Source organism: Agromyces protaetiae, assembly GCF_030866785.1.
Taxonomy (GTDB): domain Bacteria; phylum Actinomycetota; class Actinomycetes; order Actinomycetales; family Microbacteriaceae; genus Agromyces; species Agromyces silvae.
The window spans coordinates 2,826,900-2,851,163 of record NZ_CP133018.1; the positions used below are offsets into that span (position 1 = coordinate 2,826,900).

19 protein-coding genes are annotated in these 24,264 nt (G+C 67.6%); 7 read left to right on the forward strand and 12 right to left on the reverse strand.

Annotated elements, in window-relative coordinates:
• Positions 1-79: 79 nt before the first annotated feature.
• Together QU602_RS13015 and QU602_RS13020 are read right to left on the reverse strand one after the other, a co-directional pair.
• Positions 80-604, reverse strand: coding sequence for an LPXTG cell wall anchor domain-containing protein (locus QU602_RS13015; protein WP_308796889.1), 525 nt, complete (start codon positions 602-604; stop codon positions 80-82).
• A gap of 74 nt (positions 605-678) precedes the next feature.
• A complete protein-coding gene (locus QU602_RS13020) occupies positions 679-2,397 on the reverse strand; it encodes a DUF4012 domain-containing protein (protein ID WP_308796891.1) in 1,719 nt (572 codons plus the stop codon).
• Between the two features lie 447 nt (positions 2,398-2,844).
• Here QU602_RS13020 and QU602_RS13025 point away from each other — a divergent pair, with 447 nt between their 5' ends.
• The 5 genes from QU602_RS13025 to QU602_RS13045 are packed head-to-tail and all read left to right on the forward strand — an operon-like array spanning position 2,845 to position 8,655.
• Positions 2,845-4,089 carry a polysaccharide pyruvyl transferase family protein gene (locus QU602_RS13025; RefSeq protein WP_308796892.1) on the forward strand — a complete coding sequence of 415 codons (1,245 nt, stop codon included), beginning with the start codon at positions 2,845-2,847 and terminating at the stop codon, positions 4,087-4,089.
• On the forward strand, positions 4,089-5,039 hold the full coding sequence (locus QU602_RS13030) for a glycosyltransferase (RefSeq protein ID WP_308796893.1): 951 nt from the start codon (positions 4,089-4,091) through the stop codon (positions 5,037-5,039). The genes QU602_RS13025 and QU602_RS13030 overlap by 1 nt, the downstream gene beginning before the upstream one ends.
• A 13-nt stretch (positions 5,040-5,052) precedes the next feature.
• Positions 5,053-6,258 (forward strand): glycosyltransferase, encoded by a 1,206-nt coding sequence (locus tag QU602_RS13035; protein ID WP_308796894.1) that lies wholly within the window; start codon positions 5,053-5,055, stop codon positions 6,256-6,258.
• The gene (locus tag QU602_RS13040; protein ID WP_308796895.1) at positions 6,255-7,178 is read left to right on the forward strand and encodes a nitroreductase family protein; all 924 of its coding nucleotides are present in this window, start codon (positions 6,255-6,257) and stop codon (positions 7,176-7,178) included. Before QU602_RS13035 ends, QU602_RS13040 begins: the two co-directional genes overlap by 4 nt.
• Before the next feature lie 7 nt (positions 7,179-7,185).
• The gene (locus QU602_RS13045; RefSeq protein ID WP_308796896.1) at positions 7,186-8,655 is read left to right on the forward strand and encodes an O-antigen ligase family protein; all 1,470 of its coding nucleotides are present in this window, start codon (positions 7,186-7,188) and stop codon (positions 8,653-8,655) included.
• Between the two features lie 48 nt (positions 8,656-8,703).
• Here QU602_RS13045 and QU602_RS13050 read toward each other — a convergent pair whose 3' ends face one another.
• The 6 genes from QU602_RS13050 to QU602_RS13075 all read right to left on the reverse strand — a co-directional run bounded on the left by QU602_RS13050 (position 8,704) and on the right by QU602_RS13075 (position 16,740).
• Positions 8,704-10,164 (reverse strand): lipopolysaccharide biosynthesis protein, encoded by a 1,461-nt coding sequence (locus QU602_RS13050; protein WP_308796897.1) that lies wholly within the window; start codon positions 10,162-10,164, stop codon positions 8,704-8,706.
• Complete coding sequence (locus QU602_RS13055) at positions 10,165-12,207, reverse strand: glycosyltransferase (protein WP_308796898.1); 2,043 nt, start codon at positions 12,205-12,207, stop codon at positions 10,165-10,167. It abuts the gene before it with no gap.
• A 55-nt stretch (positions 12,208-12,262) separates the two neighbouring features.
• Entirely contained in the window at positions 12,263-13,732 is a 1,470-nt protein-coding gene (locus tag QU602_RS13060; protein WP_308796899.1) for a sugar transferase, read from the reverse strand.
• A gap of 62 nt (positions 13,733-13,794) precedes the next feature.
• Entirely contained in the window at positions 13,795-14,682 is an 888-nt protein-coding gene (locus QU602_RS13065; RefSeq protein WP_308796900.1) for a beta propeller repeat protein, read from the reverse strand.
• A gap of 40 nt (positions 14,683-14,722) precedes the next feature.
• Positions 14,723-15,322, reverse strand: coding sequence for an arsenate reductase/protein-tyrosine-phosphatase family protein (locus QU602_RS13070; protein ID WP_308796901.1), 600 nt, complete (start codon positions 15,320-15,322; stop codon positions 14,723-14,725).
• Complete coding sequence (locus QU602_RS13075) at positions 15,319-16,740, reverse strand: polysaccharide biosynthesis tyrosine autokinase (protein WP_308796902.1); 1,422 nt, start codon at positions 16,738-16,740, stop codon at positions 15,319-15,321. Before QU602_RS13075 ends, QU602_RS13070 begins: the two co-directional genes overlap by 4 nt.
• 296 nt (positions 16,741-17,036) lie before the next feature.
• On the opposite strand from QU602_RS13075, the gene QU602_RS13080 reads away from it, so the two are divergent.
• Both QU602_RS13080 and QU602_RS13085 read left to right on the forward strand, forming a co-directional pair.
• Entirely contained in the window at positions 17,037-17,711 is a 675-nt protein-coding gene (locus QU602_RS13080; RefSeq protein WP_308796903.1) for a CPBP family intramembrane glutamic endopeptidase, read from the forward strand.
• A gap of 194 nt (positions 17,712-17,905) precedes the next feature.
• The gene (locus tag QU602_RS13085) at positions 17,906-18,553 is read left to right on the forward strand and encodes a GntR family transcriptional regulator (RefSeq protein ID WP_308796904.1); all 648 of its coding nucleotides are present in this window, start codon (positions 17,906-17,908) and stop codon (positions 18,551-18,553) included.
• Between the two features lie 274 nt (positions 18,554-18,827).
• Here QU602_RS13085 and QU602_RS13090 read toward each other — a convergent pair whose 3' ends face one another.
• The 4 genes from QU602_RS13090 to QU602_RS13105 all read right to left on the reverse strand — a co-directional run bounded on the left by QU602_RS13090 (position 18,828) and on the right by QU602_RS13105 (position 24,246).
• Positions 18,828-20,828 carry an Ig-like domain-containing protein gene (locus QU602_RS13090; RefSeq protein WP_308796905.1) on the reverse strand — a complete coding sequence of 667 codons (2,001 nt, stop codon included), beginning with the start codon at positions 20,826-20,828 and terminating at the stop codon, positions 18,828-18,830.
• A 246-nt stretch (positions 20,829-21,074) separates the two neighbouring features.
• Positions 21,075-21,716, reverse strand: a complete 642-nt coding sequence (locus QU602_RS13095; RefSeq protein WP_308796906.1) for a thymidine kinase — start codon at positions 21,714-21,716, stop codon at positions 21,075-21,077.
• Between the two features lie 41 nt (positions 21,717-21,757).
• On the reverse strand, positions 21,758-22,879 hold the full coding sequence (locus QU602_RS13100; RefSeq protein ID WP_308796907.1) for a hypothetical protein: 1,122 nt from the start codon (positions 22,877-22,879) through the stop codon (positions 21,758-21,760).
• Entirely contained in the window at positions 22,876-24,246 is a 1,371-nt protein-coding gene (locus QU602_RS13105) for a sensor histidine kinase (protein ID WP_308796908.1), read from the reverse strand. Before QU602_RS13105 ends, QU602_RS13100 begins: the two co-directional genes overlap by 4 nt.
• Positions 24,247-24,264: the final 18 nt, after the last annotated feature.

The following is a 24,264-nucleotide window of genomic DNA, read 5'->3' on the forward strand; positions in this document are numbered from 1 at the left end:
CTCCTCAGGCAACGAACCCGCAGACGCAGTGATGCCCGGGTCCGTAGACCCGGGCATCACTCGGAGCTCTATCGGAGACTCAGGCCTGGTTGCGCGAGCGGCGGACCGTCGAGAGCACGACGACCAGTGCGGCACCGAGCAGCAGGGCGCCACCACCGATCCACATGAACAGGACCGTGTCCACACCGGTGCTGGGGAGACCGCTGTCAGGGCCCGCGCCCGGGCCGGTGCCAGGGCCCGTGCCGGGGCCGCTGCCGTCAGCCGGGACGACCGTCAGCGTCGCCGTGGCGACGCTCTGGCCCGCGGTGACCGTGATCGTGTAGGTGCCCGGCTGGGTAGCCGATGCTGTGTAGGTGACCGAGCCGTTCGCGTCGGTCGGCTTCGAAGCCGTGCCCGCCTTCAGGATGGCGAGCGTGACGGCGTCAGGTGCAACGGCGGTGGAGGGCGTGTTCGGCGGCAGACCCGTAAACGTGAGTGCGACCGCCTCGCCCGCCTGGACGGTCTCCGCGATTGGCGGCTGTTCGCCGTACGCGTTCGCCGCGGCCGGTGCCGCGAACAGGGCGACGACCGCGACGGCCGCGCCAGCAAAGAGCTTTCTAAGCATGGATGTACCCCTCATGTTTCCCCCGTACTGTGCCTGAGAAAGTGATGTCAGATCCCCGAATGGACACCACAACCTCAGCTTATAGAGAAGTCACAGGAAAGCGCGAGTCCAGACACTTCATTTTTGTAAATCATCGGTGTCGATTGAATTACGGGAGTGCGCGTTTCCGGCGCGTCGCCGAGGAAGCTGAAGCGCCACGAGGTGCTCTCCCCCGGGGCGAGCGTCGCCTCGACTTTGCTCAGCGTATAGCCGGCGTCGGAGGTCGGATGATACGCGGCGGTCTCCCCGTTCTGTGTCACGCCCAGGTTGAACGTGCCGGGCTCGGAGTACACGTGCACCGACGTCGCGATCTGGCCCGGCTCGTATTTGGATCCGCCGCCGAGCACGTACGACGGCAGAATTGCAGCCGCATCGCCCGGTGCGGTGTTCGTAAGCGTGACCTCGACCTCGTATTGCGGAACCCCGTCGTCACGGCACACCTGCACGCCCGAGCCGATCTGCACATCGAGATATGCGTCCATCTTCGACATGGTCATGTCGTTCAGATACACACCGAAGGCTTGATCGCCGTCGCCCGACGTGGGCAGGCCGCCCGCGAGCGTGGTGTCCTCGAGGATCGCCTGCTCGGCAGGATCAGCGTTCCAGATCAAGATTCGCTGTTCGTCGCCCGCCTGCGCGAGCGCTTCGATAAGCATGCGCGGGTCGATCCCGCCGTTACTCACCGCCTCGAACACCGCGGCGGCCGCCGTGGCGAAGAACACATCTTGATCAGACGGATCCGGGAATTCGGCATAGACGTCAGTCAGCAAGAGCTGCACCGCGTTGTCGGCTGTGAGTTCATGACCCGAGGGAAGCGAGACCGGCCCAGTGGCACGAAGCAGATAGCTCAGGGCAATCGGATCGACGGCAACGACGGAGGCGGGAGCACTGCCGAACTGGCGCGCCCACATTTCCCGCGCCACCGACGCACCGATCTGGAATTGGGGCGTGAACGTCACGTTCTGGATATATCTGGCGGTGTTCTCTCCCCAGAGTGCCCGGGTCTCGAGGGGTAGATCGACCACCGGCGGATCGAACGGAGCGAAGTCGCTCGTGCTCGCTTGCTGCACGAGGTCGAAACCGCCGCCGTCCGTGCGGAGCAGCGCGAGAGCTCCCGGGATGCCGCCCGTCGATCGCAGCTCGGCGTTGTTCTGGAAAAGCAACAGAACGTCGCGGGGCCCTTCGGCGCCTAGCATCGCAGGCGCCAGTCGACTCGCGCGGTCGAGCGAGGCGATGAGGGGCGCCGCCTCTTCCAACACCTCCCTCAGACGGTGGCGCGCATCCGCGAGCGGAGCGATCAGAGCCGCGGTGTCGACGCCCTCGTCGATGATCATGCGGTCCGCACGCTCGAATGCGGTTGCTGCGTCCCGGATCGGAGCCTGCAGATCGACGATCGGCTGCAGATCGATGCGTCCTCCAACGGGAGCGAACGCAGCGAGATCGAGTGAGGCGGAGGCCTCGGCGAGGGGCAAGACCGCTCCCGCGGCAACACGGTCGGCTGCGGCGGCAAGAACCCGCATGCCACGAAGGTTTTCTCCGGCCCAGGGCAGGACCTCCATGGCCCGCCATATGGGGTCGCTCGTGAGTGCGGCGGCCTCCGCGGAGTGTTGCGCCAAGAGATCGGCCGTCGCCACCGCAGCCTCGACGTCCTGCGCGATCACCTCCGCCTGCGCTTGCGAGGCGAGCGGCACCGCAGCCTCGAGCTCGCCCTTGGCGAGGAGCGCCCGGACGCCGACCCACGCAACTGCGAGCACGAGGAGGAGCGCGACCGAACCGACGCTCCACCAGACGATCCGACGGGCGCGTCGACGGCGGCGAGCAGACCGAGACCCGGACCGTGAAGAGTGAGTCGAACGGGAACAGGGCGATCGCGAGGAACGTGCGGACCTCGAGGAGCGCTCTAGGCCGCTCGAGCTCGTGGTGCCTGCGCGCGTGCCCTCAGTCATTCATACAGGTTAACCATTCTCGAGGCGCGAGATAGACTGCCCGCACTGGCTTGCAACGAGCTAATGGGGGGCGTGCGTGCGAGACCGGCAGACGGGCTTTGCCGCGCCGAACAACTCGTCCCTTCGGCCGTCGCTGACGTGTTACAGCTGGATGAACGTATTGATTGATCGGTTCGTCCTCCGGCTGTCTCCAGGCACAGTAGAAGCGAATGCCGACCGTACGGGCGCGTCGGATGAGTCTTGCGGAAGAGGGGCATGAGAATCATTCACGCAGCCAGGCGGGTTCTGAACGCGGCCAAGGCCCGCCTCGTCGGCAACTGGGCAGAACTCGTGCTTCGTCGGCACCTTCAACGACACCCGAGTGCAGTTCGAAGCGGCATCGTGTTGATCGCTGCACCAGGTGGCGGCAACCTCGGCGACCAGGCGATGCTCGAGACCTTCCTCGATCAGACGAGAGGAACGACGGTATCCATCGTCGTCCCATCGGCATCGTCGATCTCCCTTGACCGCCCCGACGCGACGTTGATCGAGTTGCCTCACCTCACGCACGGGCGAGGCATCGGTCACATCCGTGACATGCGCGCCTTCGGTCGGGTGCTGGAGACCGCTGCCCAGGTGTTCATGGTCGGGGCCGACGTGATGGACGGAGCCTACAGCCCGCACGCTTCGGTAGTTCGCTGGCGGATCCTTCGCGCAGCTTCCGATCATGGCGTTTCGGCTCGCGTGCTCGGATTCAGCTGGAACAGTGCTCCCACCCGGAGCGCACTCAAGCAGATGCAGTTGGCCTCAAACTCTGGCGTCACGATGTGCGCCCGAGATCCGATGTCTGCGGAACGGCTGCGTAGAGCGGGATCGCGGACGGTGGAAGATGTCGCTGACATCGTCTTCCTTCTCCGTCGCGAGGACGATGACGCTTCCGCGGTTCAAGAGGCGCGCCGTCTCCGCGACCAACACCGAAAGATCGCGCTCGTCAACGCGAGTGGACTCGTCGGCTCGCGAATGGACCAAGTGCCCGCCTACCGGGAAGCGATCGCTTGGCTCCACGCAAGGGGCTATGCGATCGTGATGCTCCCCCACGTCGATCGCGGGGCGAAGGGTGACGAGTGGGCGATCTCAGAAGTCCTCGCCGGCCTCGACGAGACAATTCCGGTCCACCGATTGGGAATGCTGAGTCCAGCTGCCGTTCGATCGCTCACGCAGGTCGCGGACATCGTGATCAGCGGTCGCATGCATCTGGCCATCATGTCACTTTCGAACTCGACACTGCCCGTCGTGATCGCAACTCAAGGCAAGGTCCTCGGGCTCCTGACCCTGTTCGGGCTCGAACGACTCAGCGTCGAGCCGGACACATCGCTGAGCCGGAAACTACTGGAGGCAATCGAGTACCTGGACGCTCACGCTGCGCGCCTGCAGGATACTGCCGACGCCGCCCTCCCAGCCGTGATCGATCTCGCCCGCAGGAACTTCGAGTCCGTGCCCGTTCTCGCTGAAGGCGAATGATGCCGACCAAGTACCTGTTTGCTGCGTCGACGGGCGGCCACCTCGCGCAACTGCATCGTCTGGCCGAGCATCTCGACGGCTCCGAAGACTCCTTGTGGGTCACGTTCCGTTCGCCGCAAAGCGAATCGCTCCTCCACGACCGGCGCGTCATGTACATCCCGTACATTCGCCCCAGAGACGCGAGAGGCGTCGCGCGTGGAATGGCCAGCATCGGCCGACTCCTCCGGCAGGAACGCTTCGACCGAGTCATGAGCACAGGTGCGGGGATCGCGCTCGCGGTGTTCCCCTTGACTCGACTTCGGCGTATTCCAAACGACTACGTCGAGAGCGTCTCGCGCGTACAGGGTCCGTCGCTCACCGGACGGATCGTCGCCGCAAGTTCGCTCGCGTCGACCTGGACTCAGCACGCATCATGGGCCTCGAAGCGATGGAAGCTTCGTTCGAGTGTTCTGGCGGGGTTTCGTTCGGTGCCGAAGCAAGCTCCCCCTGCGGATCGAGCGCCACTTCGTGTGTTCTGCACGCTCGGCACCATCGAGGGCTATCGCTTCGACTCGCTGATCGACCGTCTGATCGATGTCAGCGGCCCCGGAGCGCACCTCGTGTGGCAGCTCGGCTACTCCGCACGAGACGGACTACCTGGAACCACGCACTCGCTGATGTCGAATGCCGCCTTCGAGGATGCCGCGCTCACAGCAGATGTCGTCGTCACGCACTCGGGGGTCGGGACCATCTTGAAACTGCTCGACCTGGGCATACGCCCCGTCGTCGTGCCGCGCCGATCCGCGAGGAACGAACACGTGGACGACCATCAGGAGCAGATCGCCGCGCTTGTCGAACGTGAGGGACTCGCCGTCGTCCGCGAGTCGGATGAATTGAAACAGGATGATCTCCGGCTCGCGAGCCGGCTTGCGGTGGAACCGCTGATCGGCCGTCACGACGATGCCCGCTGACCATGAGGGACGAATGAAGGTCGACTATCTGATCGGGGGCTTCCGGATTTCCGTCGGCCCGACGAGCACGACCCCTGGGCCACGAACCCACATCCTGGGGTTCACCGACGCACTCAAGCGATCCGGGGCAGACGTGCGTATCCTGCTCGCGTCCTCTTTCCCGGGCATGGGCCGGTTCACGACGGTTCGGCAAGCCGATTATCAGGCGGTCTCTCGCTCAAAGCTCAAAGTAATGGCGGCCGATCTGATCCGCATCACCGCGGGGCTCTGGAGCGGACTCAATGTGTTCGCGCGATCCCTGTCCCGAAGCTCTCGCGCGGACGTGTTGTATGAACGCGTGGCCGTGTTCCAGAGTCTCTCATCGTTTCACCGAGCGAAGCGTCGCGCATTTCGAATCGTCGAGGCCAACGGCGTCCTCGCTCGCGAGACCGCACGGGATCGGAAGATTCTCGCGTTCGAAGGGCTGGCAACGTGGCTCGAGCGGAGGACGCTGCGCCGGGCCGACCTTGTCATCGCGGTGAGTGCTGCGCTGGCGGCCGAGCTGCAGGTGTACGCGGGCCTGAAGTCGTCATCGATCCTCGTGCTTCCGAACGGTGCCGACCCGTCGACCGTGAACCTGGAGGACAAGTCGACTCCAGACGATCCGATCCTCGGATTCGTCGGCTCGGTTGTGGCTTGGCACCGCCTGGATGCTTTGCTGGAGACCATTGCGGAGCTGCGACGTGCTGACCCTGACATCGCAGGCGGAATGCGTGTCGAGATTATCGGCGACGGTCCCGAAATTCAACGCCTGACGGGTGACGCCGGGCGGCTCGGCCTCGCCGACGTCGTCACCTTCGTCGGCCCTCTCGCGCATGATGCTGCTCTCGACCGTATGCAGGCTTGGTCGATCGGCTTCGCCGGTCACGAAAAGTCGTCGAGTTCGGTCATGTATCACAGTCCGCTGAAGCTGTACGAGTACGCAGCACTGGGGCTGATCGTCGCGTGCTCACCCTCTGCAGATGCGCATGCTCTTCGCGCAGCTGGGGCAGACGTACACATGTACGATTCGTCAGGCGACGCGACAATGGCTCAGGTGGTTCGCGATGCGCTTCGAGCGGCGAAGTCGGACAGCCGGCAAGCCCGAGCTGAGCGGCGAGCGTCGGTCGAGCGAGAACACAGTTGGGACGCTCGCGTGAACGAGATGATGGGGGCGCTTGCGATGGGGGAAACCAGATGAAGGCGGCGCTGGTTCGTGCGCGGTCGAGATACCGTCTGTTCCGCGATTTCTTAAGAGACTGGCGTCGGTATCAGCGTTTTGCCACGCCGCTCGTATCCGAACTCACCGACCGCAGCGACCCGCGGCATCTCGAGACGCACTTGACCAAGGACTATCACCGGGTCGAGAAAGGGCTGACGCTTCCCACACCGAAGCGTCCGTTCGGTTCTGACCTGCTCGTTCGCCTCGACAAGGTGGGCACACTCGCCGACCGTATGGAAGCCCAGTATCCGGCTCGAGAATACGCACGAGAGGCCACCTCGGCACTTTGTGCCTGGAATGGTGGGGGTGACCAGGATTCGACCCTTGCTCCCGTCCTCGGTACAGCCGGAGGCGCACTCGACCCCGAAACTGCACGGCGATTCTTCACCACGCGCCGGAGCGTTCGACATTTCGATGTCGCGCGCGAGGTACCGCGCGCCGTTCTCGACAGCGCGGTCGAGCTCGCTGCGACGGCGCCGTCGGTCTGCAACCGGCAGCCCTGGAAGGTGCGATTCTTCGAGGGAGCAGCAGCGTCGGCGAAGGCGCTCGCCTATCAGAACGGGAATCGAGGTTTCGGAGAGAGCGTTCCGGTCACCGCTGTGATCTCAGTCGATCTCCGGCTGTTCGGGCAGGCCGGCGAACGCAATCAGGCATGGATCGATGGCGGCATCTTCCTGATGAACTTCGTCTCCGCACTCCACGCGCTCGGCGTGACGTCGTGCATGCTGAACCTGTCTCTCACGAGCGCGAAGGCCGACCGTCTGAGGGACGGCCTCGGGCTGGCGGCTCATGAGGTTCCGATCGCGATGGTCGCGATCGGGTATCCAGCAACCGGCGCACGGGTGGCACGTTCGCCACGACGGCTTGCGAGCGATGTCGCAACGTACGTTTCGGGTTGACGGCGGCGTGACGAGCAACGCCCGACTACTCGACGTCGCGGTCGTCCGCGACGTCCACTCGCGACGCACCGTCTGGATCGGGCTGCTACTCGGCTTCGCGGCGGCCGGAAGCGGGCTCGCATCGCCAATTGCGGCGCTGGGTGTGCGCCCCTGGCACATGTTCGTCGCCTTGGCGGCGCTCATCGCATTGACCTCGATTCCACCGCGGGACCTGCTTGCGACGCGTGTCCGGGGGGTAGACATCGCGACGGCGGCCTTCGTCGTCGTGCTGGTGATCGTCGAGCTGGTGAACAGCGTCGAACTCTCGTTCAACGTCGACTACGTCGGTATGCTCTCTCCACTGTTCTACTTCGCCGGATACTTGGCGGCCCGTGGGGCCGTGCGCACCGCTATGGATGCGCTGAGATTTCTGCGCTCGTTCGTGTTGCCGATCTTCGTGATCGCTCCGCTCGCGATCGGTCAGTCCCTCGGGGTTCCTGCCATCACGAATTTCGTCCTGACGATTGCGCCTGGAGCCGGCGCCCTCCGACGCCTCGAGAATGACGGACTCACCCGAGCGACCGGTCTCGTCGGTCATTGGACGGGATTCGGCGGCTATCTGATCATCGTCGTCGCTGCAGCACTGGCGATCCTCATCATCACCGCCAGACACACACCAAAGGCAGGGAAGGCAACGGAACTGCGGCTTGAGAAGTCCAACTTCCGACCGCTCGCGATCTGGGCCCTCCTCTTCGCCTTCGTCTGCCTGGTAACCACCCTCACCTTCTCGGTAGTGCTTACAGCCGCGGTGACGGTGCTCCTCTGCGCGCGCGCTGCTGGCTTCGGGAGGCAAGTGATCCTGCTCTTCGGCGCGGTCGGAGTCGTCGGCGCGGTCGCCTTCGGCGCGCTCATCGAAGTGCGGCTCAACCAGCAATTCGCCGGACGAGGGGGTACTGCACTTCCCGGACTACCGGAATGGCTGCCGAGCACGCTCAACTATCGACTCCGTATCTGGCTCGAGCAGACCATCCCGATGATTTCGGATCGCCCGATAACCGGATGGGGTAACGGAACCTATGAGGCCGTCTTCGGCGGACGAGAACCCGGAAGGGTCTACCCGGCTCAGTTGAGTTGGCATTCACCGGAGTCGCAATGGTTCGGCACCGCGATGACTTACGGCGTCACCGGACTCGTCGCTCAGGTGATCCTCCTCACCGCAGTGTGCGTTCTCCTCGTGCGAGCCGCCCGACAGGCATCTGTGCGGGCTGCTGCCCTCCCACTCCTTGTGACCTTCGTGTGCGCGGTCGCGACGTCGATTACCGTTCCGCTCTTCACCAACCGCGGCTTCCCGGTCGCCTTCTGGATCCTGGTCGGCGTGGTCGCGGGCTTGCAGGCGGGCGCCCAATCCAAATCTGGGGTGACCACGGCTACGCCCCAATCGGACAGACCGCGACCGATGCGTCCCACGATGGCCACGGTGCCTCGGTCCCTCGAGTAGGTACGACCGCGCTGGGCGGCTCGACCGACGGAATACGTCCTCCCCGGATCAGAACTTCCGGCGGGCTCCACGAAGGTGCATCACCAAAGAAAGGTCGGCACGGAACCTCGGCCACACCAGCGCCGCGATCGCGACCACCGCGGCGAACGCAGTCGTGCTGACGACCAGCTGAATCCACAACTCGCTGTCGGCGAGGACCCTGTACACAGCTGCCGCAGCGCCACCCGCGGCTCCATAGGCGATCGTCGCTCGCAGCCCGTTCAAGAACATCGCGAGCGCCGGAGCTTTCGCTGCGGCACGAATCCACAGGAGCCCGGCCGGCCAGACCAGAGCGGTCGACACGGTGTATCCCCAGGCGACGCCCTCCAGCCCCCAGAACGAGCCGATCACCACGCCGAGGATGATGAATGGCCTGGAGACCAATGCCCAGTACAGCTGAGACTTCGTGAGTCCATGCGCGAGGAAGACCCAGTAGCTCGCGTACGCGGCGGCTTGGAAGATGCCCGAGATGGCGAGGATCTGGAAAATCGGAACCGCACCGCTCCATCCCTCACCGAGAACAATCCGAATCAACGGCTCTGCGAGTGCAGCCCCGAGCGCGAAGCCGGCGGCAACTGGCTGCAACAGGATCGATTGTGCCGTGAGGAGATACTTCTCGAAGCGCGCGCGTTCGTCCTGGAGACGTGCCAAGACCGGCAATGCCACCCGCGTCGCCGGCGCATTGATCTGGTTCAGCGGAAGCACGAGGATCTGAAAAGCGCGGTTGTACAACCCGAGGTCTGTCGCGCCGAGACGCGCACCGATGATCACCGAATCCACGTTCTTACTGGCGTACGTGATAACCTGCGCGACCGCGAGGAACCCCCCGAACCTGAGGAACGCCATCGTGCCGACTCCGCGATAGAAACGTCCGGGGAGCCACCGTGTGACGATCAACAACAGGACGAGCGCCAGCAGAGCGGCGGCGACTTGCTGGACGGCGAGGGCCCAGTACGAGCCACCCCCTATCGCCACGATGACGGCGGCGCCGAGCGCAATGACCTGCGCCACGAGCTCGATGGCGGCGAGCGAGAAGAATCGGAGTTCTCGCGTGAGCTGAGCGCGGTACTGGGTGCCGAGGCCGTTCACCAGGAACACGATCGATACCGCTTGTGTCAGCAGGATGAGCCGCGGATCGTCGTAGAGTGCAGCAATCGGCCAGGAGGCGAGGAACGCCACCACGCTTAGTGCGAGTCCAATTCCCGTGTTGAGCCAGAAGAGATTCGATTGCTGCTCTCGGGACAGCGTCCGGGCCTGCACCGCCGCCTGTGTGAGGCCGAAGTCCCTGAACACCTCGCCGACACCAATCACTGCGATCACCATCGCGAACAGCCCGAAGTCGGAAGGATCGAGCAGACGAGAGAGCAGAACGACGGATACCAGTTGAACGAGGATGCGGCCGATCTGGCCGAGCATCGTGTATTTCGCACCTCGGGAGGCGGCCGCTCCCAGTCCGTCGGTGCTGGTCATTCAGCCCCTCCGGTTCATCGCTGCAAGATACACACGCCGGTGCGCGGTGCGTACCGATTCCCAGGTTCGGGCCGAGAGATCGGGACGTTGGCCCTCGGGTCGTCGACGAATGCCGTCGAGCGCATCAGAGAGGTCACTCGGCGAGAGGGGCGGCTGGAACAGATGCACCCATGCGTCTCCGACCTCCTCTCGGAGCGCGCGACTCGTCGGACCGCTCGGAACGAGCACAGGCCGTCCCACGGAAAGCGCGACCAGCACCGCGCCCGAACTGTGCAACTCCTTGTATGGCAGCACGACGAGTTCGCTGCTCGAGATCTCCTCGACCAGCTGAGCGTCGGGAACGAAAGCGAGCTCGACGGTGATTCTCTTGTCGCGATCGGCTGCAGCCTTCGCCGTGCGCGCCGTGTCTCCGTCGATCGGCTTGCCCACGATACGAAGCTGCAGATTGGGCTCGTCGAGTTCGTCGAACGCGGCGAGCAAGGCTTCGACGCCTTTGTACTTTTTGAGGAGGCCGAAGTGTATCAAGCGGCCGAGAACCGGGTCCGCGTGCGGGTGGGCCCCGAACACCTCGACGTACGAGCCGTGCGGGATATAGAACGTCTGCGCGGCATCCCGCTCGCCGGCCTCATCGACGAGGTGGATCTCCACCTCGGTCAGCGCTTCGAAACGTCGCGTCACTTCCCGAACCCTGGGGTTCGTCTTGTCGTCATGTGGCACCAGATTGTGCAGCGTGCGCACCACGGGCGTCCGTCGCAACCGGAGCCGAAGGAACAGCAGCCGAAGCAGAAGGTACCGCAGCCGTGCGCGCGGCCCGTCGCTCACACCGACGAGGTGCTCAGGCCAATGGAGATGGAAGACGTCGTACCCGCCGAGGAGCGCGGCCTGCCAGGAGAAGAACCGGACCTCGACACCCTCACCCGCCGTTCCCTGCATATGCGTGGCATAGCGTGTCTCAGAACCGGGGGCGGCAATCGAGTGCAGCACCGTCAGCGGTCTTCCGGTCGCCGGGTTCCCGGTCAATGCGCGGATCTTGGCGACGACACCGCTCAGCGCCCCCCGGGCACGATCGAGCGCTGACAAGTCTTCTGCTGCAAGCACCTGGAGATCGTCGACGTTTGGGCGCTTCAGGCGATATGACAGGCCCGCGGGTTCCAGGGTACGGGCGAGCTTCGCTCCCCGATCTGGAGCCCAAGGGAGAATCGCCGCTCCCTCCGTTAGCGCAGCGATGAGTACATGCAACCGATCCGACACCACCCATGTGGCCCTCGAATATCGCGCACGGAGGATCGCTTCCTGTTCCAGGTGCGTCGTCTCCTCCGCCCAATGCACATATTCAGCGCCGAGCCTGTTTGCCAACCACCGCGAGCGAGCTTCGTCTCGTCGCACCTGGCAGACGATGATGGGGGTCGCCTTCACGGCCGACAGCGCGTCTCGAACCGCCTCGAGCCAGTCAGCATCGGGTTCTGGTCGGTCACCGCGCAGGCTCAGGATCACCGTCCGTTCGTCACGCGATGCGCGTCGATTCGCCAGAACCTCGGTCGGCGCTCCTTCCCGGAATGCCCAATCCGGCTGCACTTGGCCAATCCGAGCGGAGTTTCGGGACACCCCGTCACGCCACGTCAGCAGGGCCGTCAGTCGCAGGAGAGGGCGGGCCGGCCGCGTCCAACGGCTGTCGGTCCGACGCAATCCCACCCCCGTCTGGATGACTCGGCCACCGCGCACGCGCAGGAGAATGAAGATCGGGAGGAGCACCAGGCGATCGCCCACGTATCGGGCGTTGAGGGTCGCTTCTCCGGCATTCAGCATCAGGTGAGTGCGACGGCTGAACGCGGACTTGGCCAGCGCGATCAGCCACGCCCGGCGGTCGGTGTACAGGACGTCGCTGTCGACCAGTCCGAGGTTGGATGCGTAGTCCTCTGCGCCGTCCCCGACGAGCACATGACGGGTACTCGTCGGGTCGGTCGCTGCGAGCATGGGACGGCGAAGCAACGAATCACCGATATTATCCCGCTGTCCCGTGACTGCAACGAAGATCGTTCCCATATGCGTACTTTCCAATCTCGTTGCGGAACGTGGTGTTTCTGAGGACGACGCGATGTCAGAACGCCCCATCCTTCGCGACCACGGCCTTCGCCGTCCGCCAAAGGATCACGATGTCCCCCGTCAACGACCAGTTCTCCACGTAATACAGGTCCAGTCGCACGGTCTCTTCCCACGGAAGGCTCGATCGCCCGCTCACCTGCCACAGCCCGGTGATCCCCGGCTTCACCAGGAACCGCCGGTTCACGTGCTGGTCGTACGCGTCGACTTCGCGCGGCAGCGGCGGCCTCGGCCCGACAAGACTCATGGACCCGAGCAGCACGTTGATCAGCTGCGGCAGTTCATCCAAGCTGTACCGCCGAAGCACCCGCCCGACCTTCGTCACTCGCGGGTCATCCTTCATCTTGAACATGACCGTGTTGCCCGCGTCGCGCTGCGCCTGCAGCGCCGCGAGTCGCGCTTCGGCATCCACGACCATGCTGCGAAACTTGAGCATCTTGAACGGCTTGCCCTTGATGCCGACGCGCTCCTGCTTGAACAGCACCGGCCCCTTCGACGTGAGTTTCACGGCGAGCGCCACCACGATCAGCACCGGCGACAGCACGAGCAACAACCCGGCCGATGCGATGAGGTCGAACACGCGCTTGGCGACGAGCTTCCGACCCTCGAACTTGGGCGTCTCCACATGGATGAGCGGCAGGTTCGCGACCGGGCGGGTCCGAATTCGCGGACCGCCGACGTCGATCAGGCTGGGTGCGACGACGAGGTGCTCGGCGCCCGGAGTCAGCCCCCAGCTCAGGCGACGTACGCGTTCCGGGTCCATCTCGTCGCTCGACGTGATGATCACCGTGTCGGCGCCGAGGTCCCGCATGGTCGCGAGCGCCTGGTCCGCGCCCGCATACACCGGCACGTTCGTGTTCGGCAGGTGCGTCATCAGCGACGAGCCCTGGGTGACGCATGCGCCGACGACCTGGTAGCCGGCCTCCTTGTGCTTGAGGAGCTCGCGCGCGATCACCGTCGCCGATTCCGGCGAGCCGACGAGGAGGGTGCGCGACGAGAAATCCCCTCGCTGCCGCCACATGGCAAGCCACTGGCGCCACATCCATCGCGAGAAGATCAGGGTGACGATCCCGAGCGGGAACGCCATCAGGATGTATCCGCGCGCCACGTCGATCTTGAACAGGAACGCGATGATCGCGATGAGGCCGAACAATCGCAGCGCCGAGTCGGCGATGCCCTTGTACTCCTGCGTGCCGACGCCGAGCACCCTGACGGATCGGGTGTCGTACAACTCGAGCGCGATCATCCAGGCCACGACGATCGCGAGCGACACGAGCGTATAGCTGATCTCGATGTCACCGCGCGAGCCGCTGAACCCCATCACGGACGAGTCGAGTCGCACCCAGCCGATCTGCGTCCCGAAGACGACCCAGACGAGGATCAGCCCGTCGGTGAACCGGACACGAGCCGCGAGCCGCGTCGACCACTCGCTGGTCGACCCTCGGCCGGCCTTCGCCCGTGCACTCACCGGTCGCCCGGCACGACCCGGCTCCGCCGCACGCCCAGCCGGTTCCCCACGCACCTCGGTCGTCACCACGACTGCCCCCCGTCAACGGACCGCGCCACCACACCGTTCGACCACAGCCACACCATCGCGCCATCGTTCGACACCGTGAGTGCCGTGTGCCCGTCGGTGGGTTCGGTCGTGATGCAGGCTCCTGCGCCACCGAGGGCGAGCCCGGCGGATGCGTCGAGCGACGCAACCTGCAGGCCCGGGCACTCGCCTTGACGTTCGAGGGCGACGAGCAGCGTGTCCTCGCGGGCGGCGATCGCCGCGGCGCCCGAGATCGGCGATGAGCTCGTCCACGTGGCTCCGGCATCGGAGGTCACGTGCACCACGGCGTCGGCGCACAGCACCGCTGCGCGGACGGGCGAGATCGGAGCGACCTGCACCGGCGCCTCGCACGGGGTCGTCGTCACGGGCCCCGGGGCGATCACCGAACCCGAGTCGAGCCGCCACCGCGCGTCGAGCTCAGCCGCACTGGTCCAGCCGGCGCCCTGCACGAAGCTGCGGTACACGCCAGGCTCGCACCCGGTGCTGTCTCGGGCGATCACACTCAGCGTGTTCGCGCCCTCGGGCGTGATGGCATAGATCGACGAGGCATCCGTCACGCCCACCGGGTTCCAGCTCACGCCGCCGTCGGTCGTGACCTCGATCTCGGGCGGGGCGACCGGGCACTCCCCCGTGATCGCGCGGTACGCGGTGAGAGCATCGTAGGCGGCGATCAGCGCGACCGGTCGGGCGACGGTGAGGTCCTGCGGGGTGGCCGGCGGCTCGGACTCGATGCCCGGGTCGACCTCGACCTCGATAGGCGTCGCCACACGCTCGGTTGGCGGTGGCGGCGTGCGCGCCGACACGATCGCGGCCCAGACGAGCAGCACATCGGCCACGACGAACAGCGCGATGCCGATCAGCATCCACGGCGCAATGCGGTTGGGCCGACGGGGCCCACTCGGCCTACGCGGCGCCACGACCGGCTCGTTCCGCGGTGGCGAACGCGGCGACGACGGATGCGGTGGCTGAATCGATCAGCCTGCCCGCCTCCTCGTAAACCTCGGACGGCCTGCGGTACGGGTCGACGACGTTGTCAGATTCGGGTGTTTCGGGTGGTGGGGCGAACCCGCGCGACATGGACGCGGTCTCGAGCAGCGGGGTTGGGGTTTCCCCCGCAACGGGTGCGAACTCGGCGGCCTCCTCGGTGGCGAGGAACTCGGCGATCCGAGCGAACTCGCGCAGCGTATAGGCCTTGCGCGCGGCCTTCGGCAGCGTCGAGGCGACCTCGGCGCGGTGCGCCCGCGTCGCGGTGAGCACCAGGTCGGCGTTCTCGAGCAGAGCCGGCGTGAGCTGGCGTGCCGCATGCCCGGCCGGATCGGCCCCGTACCGCTGCGCGAGCGCCGCGGCCTCGGGCGTCATCGGCTCACCGACGAGCGCCCCCGTGCCCGCACTCGACACCACCGCGTCGACCCCCGCTGCGGCGAAGCGCGCGCGAAGCAGCCTCTCCGCGAGCGGAGACCGGGCGATGTTGCCGGTGCAGACGACGAGGACATGCAGGGTCATGACCTGACGGCCTCTTCCTGCGGTTGCGACGTGTAGCCGTAGCCGTACCCGTACCCGTACCGGCCGTAGCCGTACGCGTCGGGGCCCTTGGTCGGTAGCATCGTGAGCACCACACCCGAGATCGGCGCATCGACGTTCTCGAGCGCCGCGATCGCGCCGCGCAGGTGCTGCTTGTGCGCACGGCCGGCGGCGACCACGATGATCGCGCCGCCGACGCTGCGCGCCAGCACCGCCGCGTCCGTCACCGGCAGCAACGGCGGTGCATCGAACAGCACGACGTCGAACGTGTTCTTGAGCTCTTCGAGGACCTTCACCATCTGCGCCGAGCCGAGCAGTTCGCTCGGGTTCGGCGGGATCCGGCCCGCGGGCAGCACGTACAGGTGGTTGCGGCCCCAGCGCTGCACCACGTCGGCCAGGTCCGCCTTGCCGATGAGCAGGTCGGTGAGCCCGACCGCGCCCTCGATGCCGAGGTAGGTGTCGACCTTCGGCCGCCGCAGGTCGGCGTCGACGAGCAGCACCCGTGCACCCGAGTCGGCGAGCGCGATCGCGAGGTTCGCGGCCGTCGTCGACTTGCCCTCGGACTCGATCGAGCTGGTCACGACGAACGCACGGTCACCACGGCCCGGCTCCAGGTACTGCAGGTTCGTGCGCAGCGTGCGGAACGACTCGGCCCGCGGCGACTGCGGGTCGGCGTGCACGATGAGCGGCCGTTCCTTGGCCTTCGGGTCGAACACGATGCCGCCGATGATCGGCGTCTCGGTCACGAGCTCGACATCGCGCTCGTTGCGGATGCGCGTGTCGAGCGTCGCGCGCAGCACCGCGATGCCGACGCCCAGCGCGAGACCCACGAGCGCGCCGAGGGCGATGTTCAGCGGCACGTTCGGGCTGATCGGCGATTGCGGCACGGCGGCGTGCTGCACGAGCGTCAGCCGCACCGGGCTCTGCCGCGAGGCATCCGATTCCTCGCTCGCGGCCGAGGGTGTCGTCTCGATGTTGCTGACCACCTGCGTGAGGCTCTGCGATACCGCGGTGGCGATCGCTGCGGCGGCCGCTGGGTCGTTGTCGGTCGCGGTGATCTGGATGAGCGTCGTGTCGAGCGGCGCGGACGCCGACACCTGGCCGGCGAGCCGCTCACCGGTGGTCTCGAGTCCGAGCTCGTTGATGACGGGAAGGAGCACGATCGGCGTCGACACCAGATCGGCATAGGTCTTCACGCGCTGCTGCGTGAAGGAGTTGCCCTGCTGCAATTCGCTGACGGATGCTCCGCCAGACGTCGACACGAAAACCTTCGCCGACGAGCTGTACTGCGGCGTCTGCAGGATCGAGTACCCGGCGGCGGCGGCGACGCCGAGCAGAGTGAGCGCCACGATCAGCACCCAGTGCTGACGCAACACGCGCACATAGTCACGCAGTTCCACGGAACCCCACCCTTACCCGCGATGAACAAGCGAGGCTCGCCCCACCCGAAATGACGGCACCTTCGCCGTTGTTATCGTGCCACACCTGAGAAGGCGATGTACTCATGCCGACCTCCGGGCACGACCGAACTCTGCCGTTCATCCCACCCCTGTTTTCCCCGCTGCGAAGTCTGCACACCCCCGGTGAACCAAGGATGAACGCCCCCACCGATACGCTCGGAGCCATGCCCCAGGAAAAGCCTATCCCCCGAACTGGGACAGACCCGGCCCCGGAAACGAGATCGCAACATCGTGTCATGCTCGCGGCCACGGGCATCGTCGTCGCGGTGCTCGCGATGCTCGCCTGGACGTGGCTCGTGCGCACCGTGATCGTGCCGGCGTGGCTGCAAGCGCTCGGCGCATACCTCGTGGTCTGGGTGCCGCTCGGCGTGGTGCTCATCGTCGCGGCGCGGGCGTTGCGACGCCGCGACGGTGGGCCGCTGTTCGCGCGCCCGCTGTTCCAGCCCATCGACCTGCTCTGGGGTGTCGGTGCCGGGTTCATGATGCGCGGGGTCTCGGCAGTCATCGAGCTCGCGATCCTCGGCCGCATGTCGGGCACCGGCCTGCAGCTCGAGATCGACCCGACCATGGCGTGGTTCACGCTGCTGCTCGCACCCGTGCTGCTCGGCCCGGTCATCGAGGAGCTCTTCTTCCGCGGCTTCACCCTGCCCGCACTGCGTGACGCGACGGATGCCTCGGGCGCATCCCGCACGACCTCCACGGTGATCGCCGTGCTGGCGAGCTCCGCGCTCTTCGCGCTCCTGCACACGCTCGAGTCGCCCAGCCCGACGCTCGCGCTCGTCACCGGCCTCTCGACCTTCGCCTTCGGCCTCGCCGCCGCCCTCATCGTCGTCTTCACCGGCCGCATCGGCGGCGCGATCATCGCCCACATCGTCTACAACGCCATGCTCATCCTGCTCCTCGTGCTGTAGCGGCGCCCGCCCGCCCGCCCGCCCGCGACCAGTCGTCGGGATGCCTCGCCGACACGCCGCCACACACCGCATCGTCCTCGGCGTGGCATCCAAAACTCCCGACGACTCGCACGCCACTCGACCACCCACGCTTGTCATTTTGGACATCAGTATGCATAATAGAAAAGTACTCGCTACTTTTTTCTGGAGGGCCCGTGGACTTCTTGCCGAACTCCGGCGCGCTGGGATCGCGGCGGACCTCGGCGGTGGACCAGGTGTACGACCTCCTGCTCACCGCGATCGTCGAGGGCAATCTCGCTGCAGGCCACGAGCTGCGCGACCAGGTGCTCGCCGAGCATTTCGGGTTGTCGAGGACGCCGATCCGCGAAGCGATCAAACGACTCGAGCACCAGGGCATCGTCGCCGTGGCCGCTGCGCGATACACGCGCCTCGTCTCGTTCACGATCGAACAGGCCGAGCACGTGGTTCGCGATTGGGCGGCCGCCCATCTCACCCTCGTGGAGTCACTCGTGCACGCAGCCGACCGCGACACGCTCTCCGCGATGCACACGCACCACCGCACATGTCGCGCCGGTCCCGAAGCGCGGCACATCGAATCGAGCTTCCGGTTCTTCGAGCATCTGCGCTCGGCGTCGCACAGCTTCAGCATCTGCCTGACCGCGTCGACCGCCGCCTATCGGCACCGGCTCGCGGCCCCGCTTCTGCCCGACCCTCGCGACGCCGACCTCGACCTGCACACCCACATCCTGTCGGCGCTTCATGAGCACGATGCGGCCGACCTGGCCTCGGCGTTCGCGGGCTGGCAGCACGCCATGCGGCATCCGCAGCCCGTGGGCGGCTAGCTCGTCGAGACCACCTACCGCGACCTGCGCAACCAGTCGTCGGCATGTGTCGCAGACACGCCGCCGACGAGGGCAAGGCCGCCGGCGTGGCATCCGATTATGCCGACGATTCGCGACACAGCCTTCGCGAGCCGACTGCGCAGGAACGCTCCCGGACACGAAAACGCCCGGAGGAGCCAGAACTGGCTCCTCCGGGCGAGGGGTGCCCGGCGGAGCTCAGGCACAGGCTCCGCCGGGCGGATCGCGTCACGCAGGGGTGGCGTGGGTCGCGTCGTTACGCAGTCTGACGACGGCGGATCATGAACGTCGCGCCGAGGCCGATCAGCAGCGCGGCGAGGAGCGCCGAACCGCCGAGCAGGCCGGCGTCGACACCGGTCGAGGCCAGGCCGGCCTTCGCCGCAGCGACGGTGACCTTGACGGCCTCCGACTTCGACGAGGCGAACTCGGGCACCGAGCTGACGAAGTGCGCGACAACCTCGTGAGTACCCGAGGCGAGCGACGCGGTCTCGAACACCGCGGTGCCGTTGGCGCTGAGCGCGACCTCACCGAGGACCTTGTCGCCCGCGACGAAGCGCACGACACCGGCCGGGGCGACCGGGGTGGCAGCAGCGGCGACGTCCACCGCGGCAGCCGTCACGACGACGTCATCGCCGCCGGGCAGGTCGCCGCCCGTCTCGGGCAGGTCGCTCTCGAGCGGCGCCGGCAGGTTCGCGACCACAGCGGCCTCGAACTTCACCTTGCCGCCGTGCGCGACCTCCTTCGAGGACGCCTTGAGCGTCGTGGTCGTCGACGCGGCGTGTGCGTTGTACGTGACCAGGTCATCGCTGTTGTTGAGGAGCACGTCGTCGCCGTAGTACGCCACGACATTGGTCTCGCCGACCTCGGTGACGGTGAAGTCGACGAACGCCTCGCCCGTCACGGGGTCCACCGCGACGATGCCGACGAGGTCCTCGCCGTTGAAGAAGGCGACGTAGCCACTCAGGGGTGCCACTGCCGGCTCGACGACCGAGACGGTCGCGGTCGCACGCACGTGGTGGAAGTAGGCCGGGTCGGTCGGCTTCACATCGAGCACAGTGAGCGTGTCACCCTTCTCGACCGTGAACTCGGTGCCGCCCTCAGCCGGGGCGAAGGGCGAGCCCTCGGTCGGCGTGTAGGACGCCGAGACCGACTGCGTGCCGAGCGCGACCGCGGTGCGCTCGACCGTGGCCGATGCGAGGTTCGGGGTACCGGTCGCCTCGAGCGGCGCCGTCACGACGTCGCCGTTGCCGAAGTCGAGGGTCACGTCGCCGACGGGCGATGCGTCCGTGGTCTCGGTGTTCTCGACGAGGACCGTGTACGACACGGTCTCACCGATGACGCTGGGCTCCGGGGAGGCATTGACCTCGAGGGCGGTCGTGTACGCGACCTCCCACTCGAGCGAGACCGAGCCGTTGCCCGCCGCGGCCGCGACACCCACGGTGTCGCCGAGGCTCGCGCCACCGCCGCCACCGCCGCCGCCGGCGGTCCGGATGAGGCCGCTGGTCTGCTGGGCACCGGCCGCGCCGGCGCCCGCGCCACCGCCGCCCGAGCCGCCGAGCGTGCGCTGCAGATTCGGGAGCTCGACGTTCGACGCGTTCCCGCCGGCGCCGTAGGCGTCGGCGCCTGCAGCGCCGCCGGCCTGGTCGGAGCAACCCGGGTTGTTGGTCGTCCAGCTGGCCGCACCGGCCGAGCCGGCCGCGCCACCCGCGCCGCCGTAGCAGGCGTCGAAGAAGATAGAGTCGTCGGCACCGCGACCGCCGCCGCCGCCACCGCCGCCGGCGATGACGAGCACCTCGTCGTTGACCGCCACGGCGCTCGCGCCACCGCCACCGGCACCCGGGCGGGCGCTGGCGCCACTGCTGGCGCCGTTTCCGCCGGCCACGAATCCGGTGCCGCCGGCGCCGTTCTCGGTGCGGCCACCTCCGGCGTTGCCGCCGGCCTGCCCGGCCCAGATGTCGAGCACGTCGCCGGGCTCGACGGCGAGGACGCTCTCGACCGAGGCGCCGACACCGCCCACGCCACCGTGCTGGCCGGCCGCGTTGCCGCCCGAGCCACCGATCGCGGTCACGATGACCTCGCGGACACCGGCCGGAACGGTCCACTCCGAGACAGAGGCGGAGGTGAAGGTCGCCGATCCGGGCTCAGCCGCGTGAGCGGGCGTGGCCAGGATCAGCGACGCCGGAACGGCGAGCAGCGTCGCGGCGCCGATGCCGATCAGGCGCCGTGAGCGCGGGGGTCGAGGGCTGGAAGCCGTCATGCGTGGGGGGCTCCTTCTCCGGGCGCGCAACAGCGTCACGCCGGTAGTCGAGGGAAACCGCATGCCAGGATGACAGACGGTCCCCGTCACGCTACCGAGCACGCGGAGCAGATTCTCACCATTTTCGAAGAATGTCCCCCGTATTGGGGACAGTTCATAGGTGAAAACTCTCACGCCTCCGCCCCGAGGCATCCGCCCGAGGCATCCGCCCCGAGGCATCCGCCCCGAGGCATCCGCCCGATCTTGTCAGCGACGCCCGTCCAGCACGCCGCCCGATTCCTGCAGATAGCAGACACCGCAGAGCGACTCGTACGTGACCTCGTGCACCGCACCCTCGTCGACCTCGACCGACTCGTCGATGGCGACCTGGTCGCCGTCGAAGACGAAGACGCCGTCGATCTTGCGCGCGTTGAAGATCGCCTTGCGGCCGCAGCGACAGATGGTCTTCAGCTCCTCGAGGCTGTGCGCGACCTCGAGGAGGCGCCGGCTGCCGGGGAACGCCGTCGTCTGGAAGTCGGTGCGGATACCGTACGCGAGCACGGGCACGTCGTCGAGCAACGCGATGCGCAACAGGTCGTCGACCTGCGGCTTGCTGAGGAACTGCGCCTCGTCGATGAGCAGACTGCTCACGTCCCGCCCGGTCGCCTCGATCACCCGGTTGCGATGCCGCTGGAACGTGTCGAGCACGTCCTCGTCGGGCGCGATCGTGAAGTCGACCTCGCGGGTGACCCCCAGACGAGACACGATCTCGCGATCGCCCTTCGTGTCGACCGAGGGCTTCGCGAGCAGCACCCGATGCCCGCGCTCCTCGTAGTTGAACGCGGCCTGCAGCAGCGCCGTCGACTTGCCCGAGTTCATCGCACCGTAACGGAAGTACAGCTTCGCCATCAGGCGCCCGGCTCAGTCGATGGCATATTCGATCTCCACCGTCACATTCTGCCCCGTCGCGATCGCGCGTGCGCGAAGCCCCACGACACGCGCGAGCGCCACGAACCGATCGAGCTCACGCCGGCGCGGACGCCACGCCTCGTGCGCCTCGGCGGCCACCGTGATCCGGCCGTGCGGCGCCCCGGCCGCCCGCGCCACCTCCACACCCACCCCCGTCGCCCGGCGCGGATCGCCGATCCACGTGAGAGCAGCGCGGTGATCGCGGCACGCTGATGATCGTCGAGCCGTCGCGCATCGCCGGCGTGGTCGGCAACCCGCATGGCGGTGCCGTGCGCGCGACGCACCGACGCGGCGAGGTCGTCGAGCCAGGTCGCCTCGACGCCCGCGCGGAGCGCGCGGCCCAGCGCCTCGGCCAGCTCACGGGCACGATCGACATCCGCACGGGAGAGGTGTTCGGCGGTCGTCACCCGCGCGAGGAACGGCAGCACCTCGCTGCGCAGCACCGACACCCGCGACGGCGGCGCGCTCGCCAGGCCGGGCCGGACGGCGTCTCGCCGGAGCATCGCTGCATTGCTCTCACGCTGCCACGCGAGCACTTCGCGCACGACGGTCGCCGAGTACACGGCGGCCGCCGCGGTCAACGCCAGGATGAAGGCCGCGTTCACAGCGACCAGCGAGATGACCGGCGCGTGCGTCGCCGTCGTCGGCGCGGTACCCAGTACCAGAATCGTGCTGACGCCCGTGGCGAGCACGCCCGCGACGACGAGCGAGACCCACGTGCAGTAGGGCGCGAGCGACAGGATCAGCAGGCCAACGACGAGTGCGCCGAAGTCGTCATAGAGGAACCGGTTCGCGCCTGCCGTCGAGACGTACTCGGCGACGGCAGCGCCGACCGCGAGGGTCACGATGAGCCCGAGCCGCTCGGGCGTGAACGGCGCCCGGGCCGGCACGGTCGCCGCGAGCATCGCGATCGCGGCCGCCAGGACGAGCACCAGCCCGAGCCCCGCCGCGACCGGGAGGCGAACCTCGCCCCAGTGCAGGGCGGTCAGCGTGACGGCGAGCACCGTGGCGAGCGCGGCACCGACCGCCACGATCGGCACGTCGACGACCCCGCCGACCGGATCGACCACCTGCGGCGACAGGTGCAGCGGGCGCCGCCTCACGCCGAGGTGCCAGTCGGCACGCTGAGCACGACGGTGGTCCCGACGTTCCTGATGGACCAGACCTCGACGGTGCCGCCGACGTGTTCGACGCGTCCGCGGATCGAGGTCCGCAACCCGATGCGGTCGGCCGGCACCGCGGCCTCATCGAATCCGACGCCGGCATCCATGACCGCGATGGTCAGTTCGCGGTCGTCGGCCCCGATCGCGACCTCGGCGACGCTCACGCCCGCATGCCGGCGCACGTTGACGAGGCACTGCGCGACGGCCGCGTCGAGCGCCGCGGCCCGCGCGGGCGTGACCGCGCTCAGCGCCGACACGTCGCCGGTGAGGCGGACCTCGAGTCCCACGTGCTCGGCCGCGGTCATCGACTGGTCGAGGTACAGCCAGGTTGCGGATGCCTCGGGCCGAGCGGATGCCCCAGGCTGAGCGGATGCCCCGGGGTGGCCGGATGCCCCGGGGCGGTCGGATGTGCCGGGGCGGTCCGATGTGCCGGCGTGGGCCGATGCCGCGGGCCGAGCGGGTGCCCCGGGGCGGCCGGATGCCCCGGGGCGGTCGGATGTCCCGGGGCGGTCGGATGCCTCGGAGCGGCCGATCGCCCAATCGGGACCCGCGATCAGCGCGAGGTCCTGCCGGATCGCAGTACGCAGCCGATCCTCGACCGGGCCCGAACCGGCCGACGCGATCGCGACCAGGTGCATGAGCGCGGTGTCGTGCAGTCGCGCCGTGGCCCGCAGCTCGCGATGCGCGAGGGGGTCGAGTTCCCGCGCCCGCCGGTCGGCCGGCTGCTCTTCGCTGGTGACTCCCCACACGCCGGCACGCTCACGTCGCGCGCGCCGGCCGGCGCGGTCGACGACGATGATCGCCACGATCACCGCCGTCGCGAACGCGGCCGCGGTGTTCGGCGCCCAGGTCGCCCCGACGAGCCCCGTGCCGATCACGACGGCGAGCTCGCCGAGCACGAAGCCCAACACCGCCCAGGTGACCGCGATCGCGGTGGTGGCGCCCGCCCCGCCGACGAGCACGAGCGCGACCCGCGGCATCGCGAGCACGACGTTGTTCGACGTCGCGAACGGCGAGTCGCCCGACATCACGAGCACCGTCGCGAGCAGCACGGTGCCCGTGCCGCCCGCGAGGTAGAGCACCGTGGACGCCACGGTGGGGCGCAGGGTGACGAGCGCGAGCGCGGCCGCCATGACGACGAGCGCCGCGACCGCGGACCAGGAATCCGGGCGACCCCCGCTGACGGCGCTCGCGACGGCGACGACGATCGCCGCCGTGAGGCAGACGAACGCTGCGGCGTGTGCGGCACGTTGCAGCGCACGCCGGAGGGCGTCGCGAGCGAGCTGCTCTGGGAGGCCAACGGCCATGCGTCCTCCGGGGGAATC